This is a genomic window from Arthrobacter endolithicus (assembly GCF_026627425.1).
GTDB lineage: Bacteria > Actinomycetota > Actinomycetes > Actinomycetales > Micrococcaceae > Arthrobacter_M.
This window is the reverse complement of record NZ_JAPNLH010000001.1, coordinates 342,616-364,753: the sequence shown is the minus strand read 5'-3', so window position 1 is coordinate 364,753 and position 22,138 is coordinate 342,616. Positions and strand designations below refer to the sequence as shown.

Sequence of the window (22,138 nt, the reverse complement as noted above, 5' to 3'; positions counted from 1 at the left end):
GGTCGATACAAACACCCGAAGCGTGACGGTGACTGGATGGACGACGACGCTCGTGAGCTCAACAATCGCTCTTGGCAGGACAGGACCGTTCGGGTCGGCGTGGGAAACGTCATGGACATCGAACATTGGCGGGTCCAGGTCCGTCTCAGCTCTGCCTCCGCGCTACGGACCTTTGAGCTGCGCCGCGATCCCCCGTCTGAACAGTGGCTACTGGAGGCCATCAACGACAACTAGACCTGGGGCTTCTAGCCAGCAGCTGAGCAGAGATCACCTGTGTCGTTCACGACCGTGCGTTGCGCGCCATGTTTGAATGTCTGTTAGGACCAATACACTGGCGGGGAAGCGATCAGGGTTGCAGAACCGCACTGAATTACGTAGTGGAGTCGGTGGCGTTGTCAACCGGGCTAACAACGATTGATGGTCGCCCCCCCCAAATCCGACCCCAAGGAACAACGCAGATGATCAGCCAGACCTACCGCATGGGCGAGTTGTTCAGTGGCCCCGGCGGCATGGCACTCGGTGCGCGGCTTGCTACGCAGGCCGTCGAAGGCGTCGCCCTCCGGCACGCCTGGGCGAACGACTATGACCTCGACACCTGCAAAACTTACAAACGGAACATCTTGGTGCCTGAGTATGGCGAGGACGCGAAGCTAGTTGAAGCCGCGGGTGACCTTCCAGCGACGGGTGGGGGCGTCGTCCATCAAAACGTTCACACTCTCGACATCGAGGCCCTCGGAGAGATCGACGGATTTGCTTTCGGCTTCCCATGTAACGACTACAGCCTCGTCGGGGAATGGAAGGGGCTACGCGGCGACTACGGCCCGCTGTACACCTATGGGGTAAAGGTCCTGGCCTCGAAGAAGCCCAAATGGTTCGTCGCCGAGAACGTGTCAGGTCTTCGCGGCGCGAACGAAGGCAAGGCGTTCAAGCAGATTCTGGAGCACCTTCAGGCCCCCGACAATGGCCCTCGCTACCGGCTTGTCCCGCACCTTTATTCGTTTGACGAGTACGGTGTTCCACAACGACGGCAACGGATAGTCATCGTTGGAATCCGTGAGGACCTTGAGACCGAGTTTCGTGTCCCGTCGCCGGACATTTACAACGACATCGACGTAAGTGCGAAATCGGCCCTCACGGTTCCACCGATCGCTCTGGGCACTCCCAATCACCAGGTTGCCCGTCTGTCTGCACAGGTCGTCGAGCGGCTCAGTTACCTGCGGCCCGGTGAGCATGCCTTCTCTCCTCGCGCTCTTCATGAGATGCCTGAGCGGCTTCATATCAAGACGCGCACGACGATCAGTACGACCTACAAACGACTGGATCCGGACAAGCCTGCGTACACAGTGACAGGGGCCGGCGGTGGCGGCTCCTACGTCTATCATTGGGTGCTGGACCGCGCATTGACGAATCGTGAGAGGGCTCGCCTCCAGTCCTTCCCAGACGACTTCGTCTTCGAGGGACTCAAAGAAAGCGTCAGGAAACAGGTCGGCATGGCAGTTCCGGTGAAGGCTGCAGAGGCTATCTTCACCGCGCTGTTCAAGTCATTCGCCGGAATCCCATACCCGTCGATAGAGCCGAACATCGAGGTCCCCAAGGTTCTTGAATCAGAACAGACCAAGACGAGGTAGTCGAAGCATCGGCAGCCTGACTACTACGAGTGGCCTTATACCAAGGGGGGAAATGGAACCGGAGACTCTAGCGCCGGGCGTTAACTTGCTCGAATCAATGCGCTCTGTTGGCTACTCACTCGAAGCCTCTATCGCCGACCTCATCGACAACAGCATCACGGCGGAAGCGCATCACATCGTCATCGACGCGGATGTTGTCGACGGCCAGTACCTCGCGATCTTGGATGATGGATGCGGCATGACCGCGGGGGAGGCTCGCGAGGCGTTGCGGCTGGCAGGCACCGTCGGAGATCGGAAGGATTCGGACCTTGGTCGTTTTGGACTTGGTCTCAAGACGGCGTCGCTGTCACAGGCGCGTTGCCTGACCTTAATCACTAAGCGTGCTGACATGGTCACCGCGTTACGTTGGGACATCGACTTCGTGCGCGAATCGGGTCAGTGGCTCCTCATCGTCCTTGATGAAACCGATCTCAGCGACCTGCCCTTGTGGGCCGAGTTTGATGCCCAGCTCAGTGGGACGCTCGTACTTTGGAACGAACTGGACCTTCTGCTCGGCGACACAACCTCGCCGGGCCCCTTTCTCGCCGAACGGCTCGGCGGAGTCCGTTCCAGTCTCGCGCTCGTCTTTCACCGGTTTCTCGCTGACCGGCGCGACCGGATCAGCATCACGGTCAACGGGGTCCCCCTGCGGCCGACGGACCCGTTCCTGGCCGACAACCCGAAGACCCAGCGCACTGCACCCGAGACTCTCCGCATCGGCGGCGACGAGGTACGCGTAGAAGGGTTCACGCTGCCACACCCCTCCGGTCTTTCGCCGGTGGAACGGCAACGGCCAGACCTGGGTGAGGGCATGCGGGAGGCCCAGGGGTTCTACGTGTACAGGAACCGCAGGCTTATCTCCCACGGTCACTGGTATGGCCTGGCACGCATGAACGAATTGTCGAAGCAGACCCGCGTCCAAGTCGACGTGCCGAGTACACTGGACGCGCTCTGGCAACTCGACATCAAGAAGTCTCGGGCGGAACCACCGCAGTCTTTCAAGTTGCGACTCCGACAACTCATCGACCCGATCCTCAACCGGGGGCGCAGGGTCCACGCTTTTCGAGGGAGGCGAGAGAACACGGAAGTCGCGCACGTCTGGACGAAGCTGAAGACCCGCGACGGCTTCGGCTACGAGGTGAACCTCGAAAGTCCGCTCGTCGAGTCAGTCCTGTCCCGCCTCGACACCGATGACGCCGAACGGGTGGTCGGCCTGTTGCAGACCATCGCGAGTACCTTCCCTCTCATGGACGCCTACGTCGAGGTCGCCGCGAACGTCCCTTCGATCACCTCGAAACCTGAGCATGAGGCACTCATCGCGAGCCTCCGGAACATTCGACGGTCAGGGCTTTTCAGCACAGACCCTGAAGTCGCCGTAACGCAACTGGCCGGTGTAGAGCCGTTCAACAGCCTTGAAGGTTTAAACACGCTTGTCGATCATGTCTGGAAGGACGCCGATGCCGCTGAATGACCGTCAGACAGATTTCAAGAGGTACCTCAAGGATCAGTTATTCAACACAGTCCGTCCGCTGACATTCGACGAACTGGAGACGAAGGCCGGAGGGCTTGCTTCGTTGCTGTTTGAGGACCTCACCGCAATCGAGATCGCAGAGGTCCTCCAGGAGTTGACCGAGGAGAACGCTGTCGAGATGACCTTGGGCGGCTCAATCGTCGACCCAATGACCTTCCGGCCTTGGATAGCGCAGCGCCGGGAAGAGGTCAAGACGCGGCGTTGGGACGCTTACAAGAAGTTACTCATCAGTCGGGACTGGGAGCGGAACGTCATAAACACCCTCGACTCGCAGACCGACGACATGGTCGAGCTGCTGGGCGATCCGATGCAGGTCGACGGAACATGGCCTCGACGTGGCCTTCTCATGGGTGAGGTCCAGTCCGGAAAGACAGCGACCTACCTCGGCGTACTCAACAAGGCGCTCGACTACGGCTACCAAGTGATCGTCGTCATCGGGGGCCACACCGAAGACTTGCGGCAGCAGACACAGACGAGATTCGACACCGACCTGCTTGGGATTGATTCGGAAACATGGGAAGACGGCATCAGCCATGCCGCCATCCGGAACGTGGGCGTCGGTGAGATTCACGGGCTCCGCGCCCACTTGATGACGACCGTCCGACACGACTTCTCAAAGTCGAAGCGCGGTTCAAGTATCACGTGGGTAGAGGGCGGGCTCCCGACGGTATTCATCACCAAGAAGACCCCCTCACTCCTGAATAACATCCGGACATACATCAAGAGCCAGGCGCCAGGTGGCCGGCTGGACATCCCCCTCATCGTTGTGGACGACGAATCAGACTGGGGAAGCCCGAACACACGCGACAAAGCAGACCCGACGAGCGTCAACAAGGCGATCCGTGCACTCTTGGATGTCTCGACGCGCAGTTCGTACTTGGCAATTACGGCCACCCCATTTGCCAACATCTTCATCGACGACCAGGCAGCTTTTGAGTTCGTCGAGAAGCCGAGGCGTGGAGAGCAGGCAACGGACGGCCCTGGAACCGTGCTCAATGACCTATTCCCGAGTGACTACATCAGAGTCATGTTCCCGCCGAGCACGTACCGTGGAATCGGAACGTACTTCCCCGAGGGCGGCCACGCGGCGATCAACACCGAAGTCGACGATTGTCTCGCGATCATTCCGATCAAGCACAAGAATCACCATCCTGTCCCCGCGCTCCCGGAGTCGATGGAGACCGCGATGATTGAGTTCCTTCTTGGAACGGCGGTGCGCCGTCTCCGCGACCAGAAGGTCAAGACTGTGTCGATGCTCATCAACGTTTCTCGGTTCAAGAGCGTGGAACGCCAGGTTTCGGTACTGGCAGACGAGTTTCTCCGGCGGACAGCCGCCATAATCCTTGGTGAGTTCGCCCGGCCGACCGCAACCAGAAGCGTCGCAGCCAAGAGGATTCAGGACGTGTGGGATGTGGGATTCGCCAACGTGACCGACATCGCATGGCATCAGGTGGCGGAAAAACTCGTCGAGATCGCTCCAGAGTTCCGGATCGACCTCATCAACGGCGACACTGCGAAGGAGCGCGCGAAGCGCCGGAAACTGATGACCGTCGCCGAGAGGGAAACCGACGACCTCGTCCCGAAGATCGTGGTCGGCGGCGACATCCTCTCTCGCGGCCTCACCCTGGACGGCCTCCAAGTGAGTTACTTCGTCCGGGAACCCCGCACGATGGACACACTCATGCAGATGGGGCGCTGGTTCGGTTATCGCCCCCGTTTCGATGACCTCGTGCGCATCTGGATGCCGGAAACGACCCGCGCGGACTTCACGCATTCGGCCGAAGTCAGCGACGAACTGCGGGAAACGCTCCTAGACATGAAGGCCCGCAGGCTCACACCTCGGGACTTCGGTTTGCGGGTTCGCGTCCATCCCGACAGCGTCGATATTGTCGCGGCAAACAAGGGGCGCGACACCCAGGTCATCGAGATCGGACCGACCGTCTGGGAAAACAAACTCGCGGAATCCTACGATCTCACCGGCGACGCCGATGTTGATCAGACAAATCAGGCAGCCGTCGAGGCGCTGATCGCTCGGCTCGGCGCTCCAGAACCGGGAAAGACGAGCGGCGAGTTCGACTCATGGCAGAACGTTCCCCTCGACGCAGTGCTGGACTTCTTCCGAACCTTTCAGGGCGCACCAGGCGGACCAGCCAACCAACCCTTCAGCAGGGGCCGCGACGGGACTCTGCCGATCACGGATGCTTTGAAGGTTACGCCAGGAAGCGATCGCTGGAGCGTTGTGTTGGTGAGTGGCGGCGAAGGGAAACCTCACAAATTCGGCAAAGACTTCGAAGTCACCAAGAGCGTCCGAAACAAGATGGGGCGTAGCCGCCTTGACGGGCACATCCGCCTCGACCGCCGCCGCGTATCCTCCGGGGGGGACGTCATCGGCTCGCTCCTATCGTCGGAGCGCGACGCGATGAAGACAGAGCCGCGCTTCACAAGGGACGGCAGGCCATTGTCATCGCAGGCGCGCACACTCTCTTGGATCGACCACCCGATCCTGATGATCTACGCTGTTACCGCTAAGGAACCGGCGGCCCCTGACTCCCCGGATCTCACACCGGTTGAAACAGGTCTGACACGGATCGCGGTGGCAATTGCATTTCCCAAAATGACTCAGGAGGACATCGAGGACGCGACTCGTGACTCGAAAACCTACCAGGTCAACCAGGTGTTCTGGCGGGCATACAACGGCTTCGTTGAAGACCAGGGCGACGACGAAGTCGACGAGAACGACCTCTGATGGATGCCACTTTCCTTAGATCGCGGTACGAGCAGGTGCTCGCGGCCGAGAGCGGGCGGATGATAGTCATCGCCCAGGCGCCCTTCATGTTCGCCGCCGTCAATGACAATGGCCGAGCAGCCCTACTCGTCCGTGTCTCACTCACCCCGTCGCAGATCGTCAGCGACGGCCAAGGCTTCCTGGTGAAGACGACGCGTAGCGGGAACAACGACTATGTCCAGATCACGGCCATTGACCGGGAACTTCCTCCCCTGTTCCTAAAGCTGGTCGAGTACGTTCTAGATCGAGTGTCCACGTCGATGTCAGTCGATGAAGGTGCTGAGGTGCTAATCCGATCGATCGAGGAATATCGGCGCTTCGTCGGTCAGCGACGCGGCCGTCTTTCTGAAGCCCTTGTGCGCGGCACCTTCGCGGAACTCCTGTTCCTGCGCACAATCATCGCTGGTGGCATGTGCGTCGAGGATGCCGTCACGTCCTGGCGGGGCCCCTGGGCGAAGGCGGGACTCGGCGTGCATGACTTTACGTTCGCTAATGGACGCGGGATCGAGGTGAAGTCGACTCACCAGCCGCCCGGAAGAATCCGAGTGTCGTCCCCGAGCCAACTCGTGCCCTCCAATCAACCGCTCGATCTCCTCGTGCTGCCAGTCGAAGACGCCCCGGATGACCCCACCGTGGCGATTCCGTTCCGTGCGTACGTGCAAGAAACCGGCAAAGTCGTTGCGGCTGCCGGACCGGGTGCCGCGGACAAGTGGGATGCAGCATTGGAAGCTCTTACTCTTGACCTCTCCGACGAGTGGTACGACAAGTACCGTTTCCTGCCCGGCGAATGGCGACGGTTTGCAGTGAAGCAGGGGTTCCCGCACCTCGACATCCCTTCCCTTCCCGCCGGGATAATCGACGTCCACTACTCCCTCGAACTACTCAGGCTGACCCCCTTCGCGGCACCGTTCAGCGAACTCCTCAGCGAGATGGAATTGCCGTGAGTATCGAAGTCGATGACCTTCGCAACGAGATCAAGGTCGAGGCCGTCGCCGGCGACGGCGCCTTCGAGATTGCGGCATTCGCCGCGGTGTTCGCCCGAAGGCTCGAAGATGCGGAAGCCGCCGCGGATCTCAATGTCGAGCCACTTCGTTGCAACGGACCGCGAAGGAAGCGTCTCGAACTGCTTGGGTACGCAGAGAGTCCAATCGAGCAGTCCCTCGTTATTCTTGCCGGACGGTACTTCGGCAGGGACGCGACCCTCACGATGACCGATGCGAAGGACGCCATCGGACGCGCGACTGGATTCATCGAGGCGGCTGTCGACGGCTGGCTGACGACGAACCTGGAGATGTCGTCGCGCGAATGGGAGTACGCAGATTACTTCTCGAAGCAGGTCGCTGGCAACAAGATCGCCAGGATCCGGGTCATCCTCATCACCGATGGCCTAATGAGCGGCCGCATTCGCACGATTGAAAGCGGCACTGTTGCTGGCCTTAAGACCAGCTATGAGATCTGGGACCAGCGGCGAATCATAGACGCTACGCTTCCCGAGCGCGGCAGCGAAGACATCCGCGTCGACTTCACGAAGTGGCTGTCCGATGGTCTCCCGTGCCTGGTCGCCCCCAGCAACGATGAGACCACCCGGACCTACCTTGCCGTCATCCCAGCTCGGGTCCTCGCGGACGTATTCGACGAATACGGCAGCCTGCTCCTGGAATCGAATGTCCGGACCTTCTTGAGCGCAAGGGGCCAGGTGAACCGCGGCATCCAGAGCACCCTGGCTCAGGAGCCAGCACGATTCCTGGCGTACAACAACGGGCTGACGACCACAGCGAGTGAGGTCGAACTCGGTCGCTCGCCGGACGGACCGACGATCCGTAGCCTCGACCGCTGGCAGATCGTGAACGGCGGCCAAACGACCGCCTCCATTGCACACTTCCTTCGCAACAACAAGAGCGAAGACATCATCGACGAGGTTTCCATCCAGATGAAACTCGTAACGGTTAGCGAATCCGACTCGGCAACCGTGGTGCAGGCGGTCGCCAAATACGCGAACAGCCAGAACAGGGTAAGCGCAGCGGACCTATTCTCCACCCACGAGTTCCACATCCGCATGGAACAAATCAGTCGGCGTCTCAAAGCACCGGCGAAAGAGGGTCAGCAGTACCAGACCGGATGGTTCTACGAGCGGGCGAGGGGTCAATGGGAGAACGACCGTACTGCGCGTGGATCCGCCGGTGAACAGGCGAAATTCGAGGTGGAGTACCCGAAGACACAACGCATCACAAAGACCGACTGGGCCAAGTACGATTACTGCTGGAATCAGCACCCTGACCTTGTCAGCAAGGGTGCCCAGTCCGTCTTCGCGGACTATGCGACGAAGGTGGATACGCAGTGGACCAAGGACTATGGCAAGGGTGCGGATGCTTACGGAGACGGCTACTTCCGCACAGGCACCGGCAAGGCGATTCTGTACGAGACGCTGCGCTCCCAGGTGCTCAAGCAGGATTGGTACAAGGCGGCTCCGGGCTATCTCGCGAACATAGTTGCGTATGCGATCTCTCGCTTTGCCCACGAGATTGGAGTCCGGTTCCGCGGAGCCAACTTCGACTTCGGTCGAGTCTGGCAACGCCAAGCGATAAGTGACTCGACACTTACCGCGCTCATCGAGATCGCTCACGCGGCGCAGCAGCACCTAACCGACCCGAGTCGCCCCCAAGCAAACGTGACCCAATGGGCGAAGCAGCAGGCCTGCTGGGAGGAATTCAAGAAGGTCAGCGTTCGACTCGAAGGTGGCATCGGGAATGACCTGGTCACCGGCGACGAGGCACGGGGGCAAGCCACCGACGACCGCAAGCAACGCGCAATGGACACTGGCTTCGAGGTGGTCAAGCGCGTCCTTGCCATCAAACCGCAGGTCTGGGAAACGGTCCATCGCGCGCAAGTCCCGATGTCCCCCACCGAGAAGGATCTCGTGCAGATGTTTGGCCTCCGGCAGGGGAAGGTCCCCTCCGACCGTCAAGGAGCCGTTCTCCTGCGACTACTGGGGCGAATGGCCGAAAGCGGAATCATCGGGAGCGACAGCTATTAGGCCACGAGGGCTCTGGAGAAATCCCTGAAGGAAACCCAAGCCCTCAGGTCCAGCTCCATAGGACCAGAGCACATCCTCCTTGGCCCTGCTGGCGAACAAACAGGATCCGAATCCGCGCACTCTGAGGCAGCTGGCGCCGACCCCGGCTCGCATCCCGGAAACCATTCTCGGCGAACTCCCACGTTCCTCCTAGTTCTGCCGCGATCGGAGCGATGGGCTTTGGTGCCTTAGCATGACATTCCCGAGCATTGGTCCTCAAGCCCCAGACTGGTAATAAGGCCGCGGTGTGGCTTATTCCAACCAGGAAGCGTTTTATCTAGTTGGTGTCGCTGTTCCGGGGATAGCATGCCGGTGTTTGTTTTGTCGTTGGCCGTGCAACCAGACACCTAAAACACGTTCTTCTTCAGTGTCGAACCCGTGGTACCGGGGCCATCGAGCCTGATCTTTGAGGAATTCTTGCGTCTGGCCGAGTCTGTAGTGCCAGCGGGCAGTGTCCTGTTGCATCCTGACTGTGGTTCTCCACTCGCCTGTTTCATCCAAGGCTTTCTTCTGCGCCACGGTGAGCTGGCCGCGCCGCTCTTGCAGGCGTTGTCTACTCAACCAGTGGGCAAGGCCCTTTTCACCCTTTGTGAGCCCGGTCGTGACTGGTGTCCGGCAGGTTTCCTTCATAAAGGTCTCCAGCTGCTGCAGGCCCCTCCACCAATCCTTCGAAGGTTCGGCACGTACTAGCTTTGGTTTATTGGCCAGGTAGTCATTCCGCAAACCAGGATCAAGACTGGTCCGACGCTGGAGGTGGCGGTGGACGGTACTGACCGGAGCGTCGCATAGGTCTGCGATTCGGCGGAAGGAGATGCCTTTCCGGTACATCAGATCCCATTCCGGGTGAAGGCTCTCCCGGACTTCTGGAGACATACCTCGATTCTAAAACCATCCGGCGTTGGATGCCGGTGGAGTTGGCCACGGTGGGCGGCCGGGAGTTCTTCTGTGAGCATCGAGGACGTCAAAATTACGGGGCCAAACAAACGGCTCTACACTCCGATGGGCATCTGGTCGTCATTGTCTAGTTTCGCCTCAGAACAGATGAATGAGATCACAATCGCGGCCTTCGAGTCTCCCGAGAATCTGGAAACGCTGGGCTACAAAGATGTGCCCCGACTCTGAACAGTCCTCCCTCGCCGCGCCAGTCCAGCTTCCAGATCGATTCTCTTCGTCATTGCTCCTGGCACGGAGATCTCCGCCCCCAATTTACCTCCAGACCCCGGCGGGTTTGTCGTTTCCAGTACCGTCTTGGCCACGGAAGTCACCCGGCCAAGGACAGACTTGGCAATATCCACGCGGGACATCGGCTTTCGGTCCCTTGTGCACCGGAGTATGGAGTCAGCTTCAGCTTCCAGCACTGCGTCGGCCCATCCGGCCAAATAGGCAGCTGACTGCCGGCCGCGGTCGATGCCGTGAGCCCGCAGGACGACATAGGCAACGGACTCAGCCTCAATCTCAGCGAGACCGCGGTGTTCGGAACTGCTGCCGTAGAGGGCGCCGACGGAGTCTCCAGGGACGTGCAATGAGGCGTGGGCGAGCTCGTGCGCCAGTGTTGCAACGCGCTCCTCGGCGTCCAGCCAGGACCCGACGCTGATCAATCGACGAGCGTGGTCGGTATAGCCGTCAGCCAGTCCTACCTGCGTCTCCGAGACAACGAGGTTGTAGCGTGCGTTTCGCGCCGTTCCCGTGAGAGACTTCCACAGCTGCTTGCATGAATCGGCTTGGAGCGGCACCTCGGGCTGGCCGGGAACTGGAACGAGCAGCGGCTCACCTTCAGTTTGCGATACATCGAACACTGCCTGTCCTCGCCATCCAACAATGCGGGACCGGTTCGTCCCATCACCTGGCTCATCCAGCACCCGTTCGCCCGTCGCCGGGTCGCGCCTCGTTTGGTCATCGTTGGTGATTCGGGCTGTTCGTGGCGCGATGACATACAGGGCATGTTCACCTTTGAGGACGTAACGACGGTGACGCTCCCACTCCTTGTACCCTGCAATGAGGGACGGCTGGACTGGGCCGCGTTGCGCCATTTGCATCATCAACAGTGCCACGTTGCCGCCGGAGTATCGCCACATGGTTGCCGAGGCATCGAGCAGCAGGTGCCATTGCTTCGGGTGGTCCACCGCCTCCGCGAGCAGCGTGTATAGCCCTTCCGTAAGTTCGGAAACACGCTGCTCGGGACCGGGGTGGGAAGCAGACGGAACTCCCCCGTTTACATCGACGGCGGCCAGCCGTTGCGACATTGGTTCTGGTTTAGCTTCCATGGCACCACTCCTCCATTACTGTCCAGAATCCGCGTTGCCCGAATCGGCATCACCGGGATTGTCCGAACCATGCCGTTTTGGCAGGTCCGAGCCTGAACCCGGCCGGCCAATCAAGTTCCCCGACATAGCGGGACCTTCGTCAGGCAATCTGCGCACGGGCGGCTCGCGGTGCTGCTGCAAGCTGACGCAGCCCGCAGCCCTGGTTTGATCCCTCAAACGGGCGATGCCGCGTTCGAGGCGTTCATGGAAGCCCAAGGGGCCGTAGCCGCCGTCGTCCTCAGTGTAGGAAGCCTGCTCTGCGCGTTGGAGCGCATACAACTCGGCGACGATGTCCGAGTGCCGCCACCAGCAGTCGGGAACCACGGAGGTGGGCAGGTGGTAGGTTTCCACGAGCCAGCGGACCCAGCTGCCGAGGTGGTCCCAGACGGCCTTTGCTGTGCGGGGGTCCATGTCCCGCCACCGGTATGTCATGGGTACCCGCTCGGACCGTAGGCCGCGCGTTGAGCCGAAGAGCAGGGCCGCGAAATTGTCTTCGGCACCGTTTTCGACGTCGTATTCAAAGGATTCGTTCTCGCCCATGGCTATGACTCCTGTTTTTCTGCCGCGATGGCCGTTTGCTGGTCCGTTTGTCGTTTGAGGTGACCGGTGAGCAGTTCCAACTCTGTTTGCTTCTTAGACCGGCCCAATTGCGCTGCGTCTTTGCGTTTGTGCCATTCGCGCAGGTCCAGCAGAATGGGGCGGCTGCGGCGGCCGAGCATGATGGCAGTACCGGCGGGGAGGCGGCGGATTTCATGGAGCGGGATTACCGGTGATTCCCTGATTTGTTCGCCATCCTGGCGGCCCTGTGACGACCAAGAGCGGGTGTTGAACGTCAACGTCCGTTCCCCAATCAGGCCCGCGAGTGCCCTGAGGTCGCGTTCATCGGAACCGCCGCCGAAGATGACCTTGATGATGGCCGCGTCCCAGATGGTGGCGGCCTCGTCCATGGACCAACCGGACCGGGCCTGGGACAGTGACTGCAGAACCACAAGGGTGGAGATGCCGATGCCGCCGCCGTCCGAGAGCACCACCGGAAGCCCCGGCCAAGGCGAAAGATTGGCGATCTCGTCAAGGATCAGCGACAGCGGAGGGTCGAGCCTGCCACCCGCACAGACGAACGCCATCTCCCGGGCGGCGTAGTCGATGTCGTCGATCAGCGCGGACAGGTAGGGGCCAGCGGCAGCTGCGCCGCTCTTCGTTCCTATCAAGTACAAGGTGCCACGTTGTTCGATGAAGGCCTTGGGATCAAATTGCTCGCCTGTCCCTTTCGGGTTTAGCGCGGCGAGTACCTTGGGCGACGATAGCGGGGCTGCGGCAGCCGTCACGCCGATCCAAGAATTAGAGGTGTTGCGAGGGTCGTCGTCGATGATGCCCATTAGGTCTGCTTGCCAGCCCAGCGCAGCCTCGGGCCGGCCGAGAATGTTGAGGGCTTCCCTGGCCAGCACTGGGTTTGATGCCCAGCGGCGAAACGATGAAACGCCCTCACCCGACAGAGCGGCCGCGTGCAGCAAGCATTGCAGCACTATCTGCGAGCGCTTTTGCCAAGCCGCGTTCTCACCCTTGAGGGCGGCGTCAGCTGAGATGACGAGTGCCCGACGGGTGGCGACGTCGGGGTCTTGGCAGCCCCGTACAGGCGACCATCTCAGTGTTGAGGGCAGTCCGGACATTCCCTGGGGGTCGAAGACGGTGACGGGGCGGCCGTTGGTGGCGCGGGCTTTCATGGTGACGACGAGGTTGTCGGCGCGGGTGGAGGTGGTTACGACGGCGCCGGGTGCGTCGAGGATGGCGTTGATGATGACGTACAGGCCCTTGCCGGAGCGGGGTGCGCCTTGGATGACGAGTGATTCTTCGGTGGAGACGTGGACTGTGACTCCGCGGGATTTTCCGATGGTCCAGGAGACTTCTTCGACTTTGGGGTCTCTGGCTCCGGGGCGTGTATAGCGGCCGCGCTTCAGTGCAGCCTTGGCACCGAACTCGCGGGTGATTTCTGGTCGCCTTGCGACGCCGTCGCGGCTCAGGATGTCCTGCCGCAACCAGGCGCCGGATTGCCGCCACGTGCGCCAGCCGAGCATGCCTGCGAGTGCGGCCACGGCCATGACAGCCATGATGGGTGCGATGATGAGCCAGATTTGGCCAGTGCCTATAGTGCAGGTGCCCTGTGCGGGCAGGATCCATTGCATCCGTCCGCTGATGAGTCCAGGCAGGACGGCGGGGCTGAAGTCCCAAGGGGCAGAAGCCCCGCATTGTGATGAATAGGCAATGTGGGCTGCGCCTTGGATAAGGAGACTCAGGACGATGTAGACGGACGTTGCGATCAGCCCGATGGAGACCATCGGGTTGCCGTCGTCGAGGCGCCGCGGCATTAGAGCATTCTCTCGTCGGTGCCGAAGACGGCGAGCTCGTCGGTGGTGACCTGGTTCGCCACGATGAAGGACCTGTTGCCCACCTTCCACAGGCCTACGCCCTTGGGCAGCTTCTCGACGTGCTCGCACTCGGCTTCGGTCAGCCCCAGCGCTTCTTTTGTCAGGCGCATGGCGTCGTGCTTTTGCCTGTAGATGACTCTGGTGTCCGCTTCAGTGAGGAGGCCGAGAGCTTTTTGCCGAAGACCGCTGGTACTGTCGCCAATCTCGTTTAGGTCGGCAATCTTGTGCATGATGAGCAGATTTGAAATGCCATAGCCACGGGCCAGACGCCATTGCTCACTCATCTTTGCGAGCATGTAGGGATCGGCGAGCATCCGCCAGCCTTCGTCATAGACCACGATCCGCTTGGCTCCGCCGGGGTTCGTTACTGCAGCTTCCAGCCACGTGGCACCGCAGGCAGCCGCCAGGGACAGCGCTTGTTCCGAGGCTCCAATGAGGGCTGAGGTGTCCATGACCATAATGGGGGCATCGGCGTCAAAAGCCACGGTTGAGGGGGCGTCAAACATTCCTTCCAGATCACCTGAGACTGTTCTGCGCAGTGAATGTCCGACGCCGGACCCACCGTTGAATCCGACGAGTGCGGCTGTCGCTGGGGTGGGGTTGAGCAGGTACTCCAGAACCATGGGCAGTGTCGGGGTGCTGTTGGCGGCAACTGCATCCGTCAGCGCCATGTCCAGTGCCGTATGCTCCACCGGGCTCAGCGGAACACCGGGACGCATCAGGGAAACCAGGGCCACGAGCAAGTGGCGGCGGCGCTGCCGGACCACTGCCAGCCACTGTGCGTCGGACAGCGCGCTGGAACGGGGGCCGGCGTCGAGCGGGTTGACCCGGGTTGCCCGTCCGGGTCCTACCGAGATGACCTTGCCACCAGGGATGGCGTTGGCCACGGGAACCCATTCGCCCTTCGGATCCGAGGCCACAGCTGCTTTACGTCCGAGGGTGATGGAGCGGGTGACCAGCGATTTGCCGCACATGGACTTTCCGGTGCCCACGGTGCCGATGACGACGATGGACGGGCCACTGATGAAGCCTTTGTCGTACATGACCCACGGGTCGTAGCAGAACGCGCCGGAACCAAACAGGTCGGTACCGATGTAGGTTCCCTCCGGGCCGAGCCCTGATTCGGTGAGGAACGGATAAGCTGCCGCCATGGTCAGGGTCGAGGCCCGGTGAGGAGATGGGTGAACCCTGTGCGGGCCCCAAAGCGTTGCCCCTTCCCGTTTACCCCAATCCCCGGCCGAGCCGCTGCCTCCGGTTTCCGCTGCTCGTTGTGCCCGCAGCTCACGCAACGACAGGCTCGGTGCCGTGTCCAAGGAACGTTCGCGCCGCCGTCGTTCCTGCCGCTGGTTATGAGTCTCACCGGTTGGGGCGATGCTCACTGCGGCAACGTGCTTGTTCATTTCAGGCCCCTTCCCAAGGGCAGCGCCCCGGCGATGAACGCCGGCCACTGCTGCCCGGCCATGAGCCGCAACTCGACAAACGCTCCTGCAGCGGCCGATTCAAGCTCCTGCCTGCAGCGGGACAGTTCATCAAGAGTGTCCGCGGTGATAGTTACATAGGCTGCGGGGCGGACATCCCCATGACCGGCGACGATCTCCTCCTCACGCTGGGCGACTTCCTCCTCTTCTGCGCGCTGTTCACGGGTTAGGGGCCGGTCCAGGCGCGCATTGATGCGGCGGCGGGTGTCATGGGCTTCCTGCGCCGAACGGATGTCCCGCAACGCCTGGTCGGTGGGCACTATCCGGATGACTTGGGAGATGGTGTGCCGGAACTCCCCCACGTAGATCAGCGGTTGCAGGAACCCTGGGTAGACCTGCTGGCGGGGCCACTCCGCGACCCAAAACGTTTGGTGGAAGCCAGAATCGGTACGCAAGTACGTCCAATGCTCGTCAGTGGCCATCGGGCCCGGCGACACTGGAGCATTGCCGTCGCCGCCCCCGGTTGTTGCCGCCCACTTCGCCACCGCGGCAGGGTCAAAGGAGCCACGGAGCACTGCCGTCACTGCGGTGTCCGACAACCATTCGGTCACCGTCACACCGTGTGTTTTCAGCCCGGTGCCGAAGGCTTCAACCTCGGAGCGCAGGACATGTTCCAGGCCAGCCATCGCTCCCCCGGCGTCCTTGATCCGGTGGCGTGCCTTGGCCGTATCCAGGACGATCGTCATGATGATCTCGTGACTCATGGATGATCCGGCAGCTGCGATCAAATCAAGATAGGACTGGTCGCCCCACTGTGCGTCTGCGATGCGCTCCGGCGGCACGGCACGCTCGTAGTAGGCCCGCAGGGCGCTCGACGGGTATGGCACGGTGTAGTCCTGAATTGCAATGCGGGCGACGGCTGGCCGGCTTGCCATGGCAGCCTGCACCCGCGACCAGGATTGGACGGCGTACGCCTTGTCGTCGCTGTCCATCAGGGCAAACGACGTCGTGGTGCAACGAAGCGAGACCATGGCTTCGTGCCCGCTCCGGTCAACGATGAACCCCTCACCTTTTGATGTTTTGCACAGTTCCAGGCTGCCCAGCCCACCCGGCAACGCCATGGTGCCGACCTTTTGCGGTTGCTCCGGCCGCGCCAGGTAGCGGGTCTCGTTCAACACCGAGCGTAGGAAGAACACCGACGCCGTAAGGGCCCACACCGGATACGGAATCCGGGCGTAGTGCAGGACGCCTAACAGCATCAGCCCCACCCAAACAGGCAGTGTCAGCATGAAGGCCAGGGGCCCACCTGTAGCGGATGCGAGCGCAGCGAGAAGCATTCCCAGGGCGACCAACGAAAGCTGGTACCACTGCAGCCCCATAAACAGGCCGTGCCGTTCGTGGCGCGGAAAGCGGACTGGCTGCAGAATGCGGGTGTCATCAGTCATGGTGACCATCTCCATTGCTGGGCGGGTTCTTCGGTAGGTGCTTGGACGGGTCAACCGGGCGGGTGGGGTTGGTCGTCGGTGTACGCGGAGGTCGATTATTGGGGCCAGCTGGTGGCATTGGACTTGGTTGATTCACGGGTGGCGCGGTCGGACTGGACGGACCTTGCCTTGGAGCACTGGTTTAGGAGTCATGGATCTTGCGCGGATAGCGAGACGAGGTTGGTTCCCTGCCCGATGACGGCGGTGTCGAGTCTGGGCGGTCTGGTTGTGGAGGTGGCTGGGTGCCACTTGCCGGCGCGCTTGCATGTCCGGCTTTCGCCGCCGGGCCCGGCGGCATCGGCCAGGCTGTTGAAGTGGCTGGCCCTGGACTCGGTGAACCTCCAGAAGTCGAACCATGTGCTTGAGGACTCGACGCAGTTGGCCCCGCGGTCTGGGTGGGGTTTCCAATCCACGCCTTGCTTGCGCCGGCGTGCATGGCGGCGGGGTGTATGGGCGCTGCAGAGTGACTGGATGCCACTGGTGTCGGCCCTTTGCTACCTAAACCTGGCATGTGCAGTTTGCCGCCGAACTGGCGGCCGAGCTGACGACCCGTGAAGCTTCCAACGCGGCTGGCAACATGGCCACCGCCCGCCATTTGGGCAGCTCCGGCAATTTCACCACCGGCGAAGCTGACTAGCTTTAGGGCCATCAATGGCGCCCCGCAGGCCAAGACCATCCCGACGGCGCCGGACGCAAGCCCGCCGAACGACGTCGAATTCGCAAACAGTTTGACTGCAACTGCCAGGACAGTCGCGGCGAGCGGCTTCGCAATCAACAGCGCAATGACCGTCTCACACCACATTCTGCTCCAGGACTTGGTTCTCTCCCACGGCAGGAGCATAAGAGCCACCGGCGCCACGGCCGCCAGGACAAGCAGCGCGAACGAACGAAAAATCATCGAGCACATGAGGATGAACGACAATATCCATACAACGAGGACCGCGATAGCCGTGACGACCACTGCACCGGTCGGGCCATCCGCTGTTCCAGAGCTGAGCGAAACGACGTCCCATTCACGGCCTGAACCAGCCCCAGCTTTTTGGAAGCCGAATAGCCTCATGAACACGACAAAGGGATCTTTGCCTAGCGTGGCCAGGAGGGCCGTGGACGCTGAGTCAGTGAAGCTGGAGAGCTTGCTCATGAGGCTCGTGGCCAGGTAGACCAGCGGGACGGCGAGAGCTCCGCCGAGCAGTGCACGGCCAATGCGGCGGGGCTGCTGACTGACCAGTCCTGCGATGAGCTGGACGATCATGACCACCACAAGAGGCGTCATCATGACGACAACCCACCAATTGGTTAGGCCGCTGACAATGTCCCACTCCGACGCGGCGATGTCTGAGACGCCGAAGGCACCGGAGATGAATGACCACATCCAGGACGCCATGCTCTCCAGGATGCCGGCAATGTAGGAGGTGACGGCCGAGGCGAAGTTATCGTTCGCTTGGGAGACGATGCCGCAGCCGGGCGGCCACCAGCCATCCAGGTTGCATTTGACCATCGGTAGCATAACCGGAGCCTAGAATCCGAGGTTGAACGCGTTCTGTGACCACAGGATGTAGCCATTGATGCCACCTAGAATCGCGGCCACCGGCCCCGTCCAAAGCAGGATCATCCCGCCGCCGGAAGCCAGGCGGGAGGACTGGCTGAGCTTGCCAGCCAGCAGCATGGCAGCGCCAATGATCGCCACGATGGCGATCACTATGAACGCCCCCACGAGGATGCCGCCGCCAATCTGCTTGAGTGATTCGAGGAACGGGAAATTTGTGTTCGGGGTAATCCCCGGATCCACGACCGCCAGATACAACATTGTGAACTCCAATCGCTGGTTGCCCACAGGCGTGGACGTTTTGTTCACTTGCTTCATGGCGATGGGAAGGGAAAAATACATGACCCACGTCAACAAGTACAGTTACGCGGCCCTCTGCCAGGTCCGCCGCTGCCGGTCGGTGGACAACTGCCGCTTCGAAACGCGTGCATTATGTGGACGCTTTGGCTGTGTCTCACGGGGTGGAAGGTGCTGCTTGTAGAGACGGTCAATATTGCATGACTGGTGAATCATGACGCCTCGGTCTTGTGGTCGGTGGCGCGCGTTGTTCTCCGCCATCGATAATCAGAGCATGAGTGTTCCTACCAGCGTCGCCCTGAAGCTCGCACGCGCCCGTGAACACGTCGAATCCCTCCGTAGTGAAATTGACATCTTTATGGGGTCGGGCGATGCCGCGGTTCATCTCGATCTCGAAGACAGCGGACGGCAGCACGTCTGGCGGTGGACATCATTCGCCGAGCCCCCGGCACACTTAGCGCTCCTGGTCGGCGACGCCGTGCACAACGTACGAGCCGCGCTCGACCACCTCATCTATGCTCTTGCGACGCAAGGGGCGCAGCGGCGACAGGAAGAGATCAAGCCTACTCAAATGCGTCAGCTGCAGTTCCCGGTCTACCTTGATGAGGAGACATTCCTGAGAAACCTAGGAAACGGGCGACTGAAGTTCGTTTCCCCCGATGCGCGCCACTTCATTGAGGCCCGGCAACCCTACGCGGTCATCCCAGACCACCCCGAGCAATATTTGCTCTGGCAACTCGCGGAACTCGACAATATCGACAAGCACCGAGAGGTACGACTGGGTCTGCGTCAGCCTGTGATGACAACGACCGACTGGCCGATGGAGCTTCAGAACACAAAGTTCGTACCCGCCACGCCCACATCGCCGCCACAACCCGGTGACGAGTTCGGCCGATTTACATTCCAGAAGCCACCCGGGCCCGATGAAGTCCAAACATCGATGATTTTCGGCGTCACGATACGTGACGTCCATCAGCAGTCCCAAGATGCAGCCGAAATCTTGAGAATGTACATTAATGCCATCGACACGACCATCATCACGCCGCTTTCAGGTCATCTGACGTGATGACACTCAGCGGCGGAACGCTTGGACGGTTGTCTTAGAAAACTATTGTTTTTCAAGACACCCGAACAGGCCCGGGAAGATGCCGGTCATTCTGTCATTTTCAATACTCGTCTGCACACGCTCCCACGGAATTCCGGTGTTGTGCAGACGAGTACTGACATAAAAATTTCAGAAGTGCCCTGCACAAAACGGCGTTCTGCTCAATAGTCCTCTGCACGAACCGTGACTTTTTGAGAAGCTTGGATTCAAAGGAGGATCGATACGCAAAGTCACGCTAAGGAATTATGTAGGGTCGCCTGCGCGTTTGATGGCGCGGTAGACGGTGGAACGGGCTACGCCGAAGAGTTCGGCAATCTCAACAGTCGTGTATGTTTCCGCCCGATGGGTGGAAACTAGGTGGGCTTCCTGCGTTTTGGAGAGTTTGGGCTGCTTTCCGCGCAGCTTGCCCTTTGCCTTGGCGACAGCCATCCCCTCACGAGTTCGCGCACGGATCAGGTCTGCCTCAAATTCTGCAACCACGGCCAGAACATTAAACAGTAGCCTACCCACGGGATCGGTGGGGTCATGGACGGAACCACCGATGCTGAGCTTGACCTCGCGACGGGTGAGTTCATCAACAATGTCCTTCGCATCGCGCAGTGACCGAGCCAGACGGTCAAGCTTGGTCACGACAAGGGTATCCCCACGCCGGCAGGCCGCTAGCGCTTGCCCAAGCCCAGGCCGCGCCCTGTTCGCACCAGTAAGGCCCTGGTCGGTGAAGGTTTGCTCCAGTGACACCCCCAGGGCAAGCAAGGCATTCTTTTGGGCGGTGAGGTCTTGGTCATTGGTGGATACGCGCGCGTTATGTGGGCGCTTTGGCCGTGTCTCATGAGAGGGTTTGCTGGGGCCATGGAATTGATTTTTTCCGGGAAATCTCGGTGGTCATTCCTAGAGTGGCGAGTGTGACGCCTGTGCGGAGCTCTTCGGTATTCGTCCCGACCGGCGAGTCAGAGGTAGACCAGGACGGCGTCTGAAGAATCGATGCTCGGCATGAGACAGAGACCAGGCTGGACGTGTCTCATGCCCACATATCGGGTGTATCCGATCAGGAGTCCGGTCATGGTTTTTGAGTGTACCGTTTAGCCTCCCATGACCGGGCTTTTTCTCGGGCACGGTATACGCGAATGTGAGGCCTACGGAACAATGCGGTTTCGAAAATTTCAGAAGTCGTCTGCACCCGCACTGGTGAATGACCGGCTTACGGGCGGCTCTCTGTGGGTTCAATCTCCCGTTGTGAAGCGTGCGTGTTGACTCGTAGAGGTAAATGGTTGGGTTCCGACGACGATGACTAGCCGGCAAAACGCCCCTCCTTTAGATTAGGCCGCTGGCCTCGCCTTTGCGGCGTCTGCTGCCTGCATTACGCAACGATCCATCATGGCCCAGGCGTGCGAGACTTGGTCCATGACCGACAGCAAAGTACTTGTGCTACCCGGACTGCCTCGGAACTTGACGAAACCTGCAGGCGAGCAGGCCCTGTATCCGGACACCACGATCGACATGGTCAAGGTCCTCAGAGAATATGGGCTCGAATCCGAGTTCGTCGACCAGGACGAACGAACTCTCGTCTCCCACAAAGCATTCGATGTTTGGCTACCCATTCTTGAATTTACTTCCAATCTTGCAACGGGAGTTGCCGGCGGACTGCTCGCCAACCTTATACAGAGTTTCTTTGTCGGCACCGATACGTCACAAGTAATCCATATCAGCTGGAGAGTAAGGCATCGTGACGGGACCTTGAGCGAATTCAACTACGATGGACCCGTCAACGGCGCGATCCAGAGCGCCGAGATTTTTGGCCAAGCCCTACGGCCGAGCGATGGAAATGCCACCGATTGAGCGGCGAGGAGATATGCTCCTCGCTCAGGCGTCCGAAGCGTTCGACCGAATCCAAGAGGATATCTCGGCGGGCAAGGTTGAAATCGCTGACCTGGGATCGCTCCGCATCCTGGCACGTTCAGCCTTGGATTGGCTCGAGGATACGCCACAATTTGAGGTTGCTCACGGGCTTCTAGATCGAATCGGGCGACTTGCCAGAACCGTATTCCCCAAGGCATGTGTTCTTGAATACAGGGATGATGGGCAGTATTACGACACGTGCCCCATTTCGCTGGCCCACAGCCGAGTTGGCATGAGCATTGCCTACGTCATAAAAAAGTCAGAATGCGGAATCTGCGGAATGGATCCCTGGGACTGTATGCATATCAAAGGCCGTGTGTATGACGGGCAAGTGTGCACAAGACATATCATTGACGCAGAAGTGATTGAGATGAGCATCGTGTCTCGACCGGCGCATCCGGATGCCCGCTTCTGGGCAATGAGTGTTGACAGGGGAGACCTTCGGGAGTCGTTGGGGGACGCCTTCCATCCTGGAGTAGTTGTTAACTGCGATCGTTGCCTGTCGCATTGCCCGGGAGTCAACAGAGCTTTTGAAGCAGCGGTTCCCCCTAGCCCGTTGTCCCAGGATAGGTAACCGGCCCGTTAGGGGATCCCTCACCGCTACACATTT

16 protein-coding genes and 1 pseudogene are annotated in these 22,138 nt (G+C 60.5%); 8 read left to right on the top strand and 9 right to left on the bottom strand.

The window, feature by feature from the left end; translation table 11 throughout:
• Positions 1 to 36: 36 nt before the first annotated feature.
• The 6 genes from OS914_RS01700 (at position 37) to OS914_RS01675 (ending at position 9,017) form a co-directional block, all read left to right on the top strand.
• Positions 37 to 234, top strand: coding sequence for a hypothetical protein (locus OS914_RS01700; protein WP_267544357.1), 198 nt, complete (start codon positions 37 to 39; stop codon positions 232 to 234).
• 224 nt (positions 235 to 458) lie between these two features.
• Positions 459 to 1,628, top strand: a complete 1,170-nt coding sequence (locus OS914_RS01695; protein WP_267544319.1) for a DNA cytosine methyltransferase — start codon at positions 459 to 461, stop codon at positions 1,626 to 1,628.
• 52 nt (positions 1,629 to 1,680) lie between these two features.
• Positions 1,681 to 3,138, top strand: coding sequence for an ATP-binding protein (locus tag OS914_RS01690; RefSeq protein WP_267544318.1), 1,458 nt, complete (start codon positions 1,681 to 1,683; stop codon positions 3,136 to 3,138).
• A complete protein-coding gene (locus OS914_RS01685) occupies positions 3,125 to 5,944 on the top strand; it encodes a Z1 domain-containing protein (protein WP_267544317.1) in 2,820 nt (939 codons plus the stop codon). Before OS914_RS01690 ends, OS914_RS01685 begins: the two co-directional genes overlap by 14 nt.
• On the top strand, positions 5,944 to 6,927 hold the full coding sequence (locus tag OS914_RS01680) for a PD-(D/E)XK motif protein (protein ID WP_267544316.1): 984 nt from the start codon (positions 5,944 to 5,946) through the stop codon (positions 6,925 to 6,927). The genes OS914_RS01685 and OS914_RS01680 overlap by 1 nt, the downstream gene beginning before the upstream one ends.
• Complete coding sequence (locus OS914_RS01675) at positions 6,924 to 9,017, top strand: AIPR family protein (RefSeq protein ID WP_267544315.1); 2,094 nt, start codon at positions 6,924 to 6,926, stop codon at positions 9,015 to 9,017. The genes OS914_RS01680 and OS914_RS01675 overlap by 4 nt, the downstream gene beginning before the upstream one ends.
• Before the next feature lie 312 nt (positions 9,018 to 9,329).
• On the opposite strand, the gene OS914_RS01670 is transcribed toward OS914_RS01675, so the two are convergent.
• The 8 genes from OS914_RS01670 to OS914_RS01635 form a co-directional block, all read right to left on the bottom strand.
• Positions 9,330 to 9,929, bottom strand: a complete 600-nt coding sequence (locus OS914_RS01670; RefSeq protein ID WP_267544314.1) for a helicase associated domain-containing protein — start codon at positions 9,927 to 9,929, stop codon at positions 9,330 to 9,332.
• 224 nt (positions 9,930 to 10,153) lie between these two features.
• Positions 10,154 to 11,320, bottom strand: a complete 1,167-nt coding sequence (locus tag OS914_RS01665; RefSeq protein ID WP_267544313.1) for an ArdC-like ssDNA-binding domain-containing protein — start codon at positions 11,318 to 11,320, stop codon at positions 10,154 to 10,156.
• A gap of 15 nt (positions 11,321 to 11,335) precedes the next feature.
• Entirely contained in the window at positions 11,336 to 11,899 is a 564-nt protein-coding gene (locus OS914_RS01660; RefSeq protein WP_267544312.1) for a hypothetical protein, read from the bottom strand.
• 2 nt (positions 11,900 to 11,901) lie between these two features.
• Positions 11,902 to 13,722, bottom strand: a complete 1,821-nt coding sequence (locus OS914_RS01655) for a type IV secretory system conjugative DNA transfer family protein (protein ID WP_267544311.1) — start codon at positions 13,720 to 13,722, stop codon at positions 11,902 to 11,904.
• On the bottom strand, positions 13,722 to 15,182 hold the full coding sequence (locus OS914_RS01650; protein ID WP_267544310.1) for an ATP-binding protein: 1,461 nt from the start codon (positions 15,180 to 15,182) through the stop codon (positions 13,722 to 13,724). Before OS914_RS01650 ends, OS914_RS01655 begins: the two co-directional genes overlap by 1 nt.
• Positions 15,179 to 16,645, bottom strand: a complete 1,467-nt coding sequence (locus OS914_RS01645) for an SCO6880 family protein (RefSeq protein WP_267544309.1) — start codon at positions 16,643 to 16,645, stop codon at positions 15,179 to 15,181. Before OS914_RS01645 ends, OS914_RS01650 begins: the two co-directional genes overlap by 4 nt.
• Before the next feature lie 181 nt (positions 16,646 to 16,826).
• Complete coding sequence (locus tag OS914_RS01640; RefSeq protein ID WP_267544308.1) at positions 16,827 to 18,191, bottom strand: type IV secretion system protein; 1,365 nt, start codon at positions 18,189 to 18,191, stop codon at positions 16,827 to 16,829.
• Between the two features lie 9 nt (positions 18,192 to 18,200).
• Positions 18,201 to 18,491: a hypothetical protein gene (locus OS914_RS01635; protein ID WP_267544307.1), complete on the bottom strand. Its 291-nt coding sequence runs from the start codon at positions 18,489 to 18,491 to the stop codon at positions 18,201 to 18,203.
• 310 nt (positions 18,492 to 18,801) lie between these two features.
• Between OS914_RS01635 and OS914_RS01630 the strand changes: the two genes are divergently transcribed.
• Complete coding sequence (locus OS914_RS01630; protein WP_267544306.1) at positions 18,802 to 19,593, top strand: hypothetical protein; 792 nt, start codon at positions 18,802 to 18,804, stop codon at positions 19,591 to 19,593.
• 282 nt (positions 19,594 to 19,875) lie between these two features.
• Here the strand turns inward: OS914_RS01630 and OS914_RS01625 are convergent.
• Positions 19,876 to 20,433: pseudogene (locus tag OS914_RS01625) on the bottom strand (recombinase family protein); the annotation flags it as partial.
• Positions 20,434 to 21,033: 600 nt separating this feature from the next.
• Between OS914_RS01625 and OS914_RS01620 the strand changes: the two are divergent.
• Positions 21,034 to 21,468, top strand: coding sequence for a hypothetical protein (locus OS914_RS01620; RefSeq protein ID WP_267544305.1), 435 nt, complete (start codon positions 21,034 to 21,036; stop codon positions 21,466 to 21,468).
• The last annotated feature ends 670 nt before the right edge of the window (positions 21,469 to 22,138 follow it).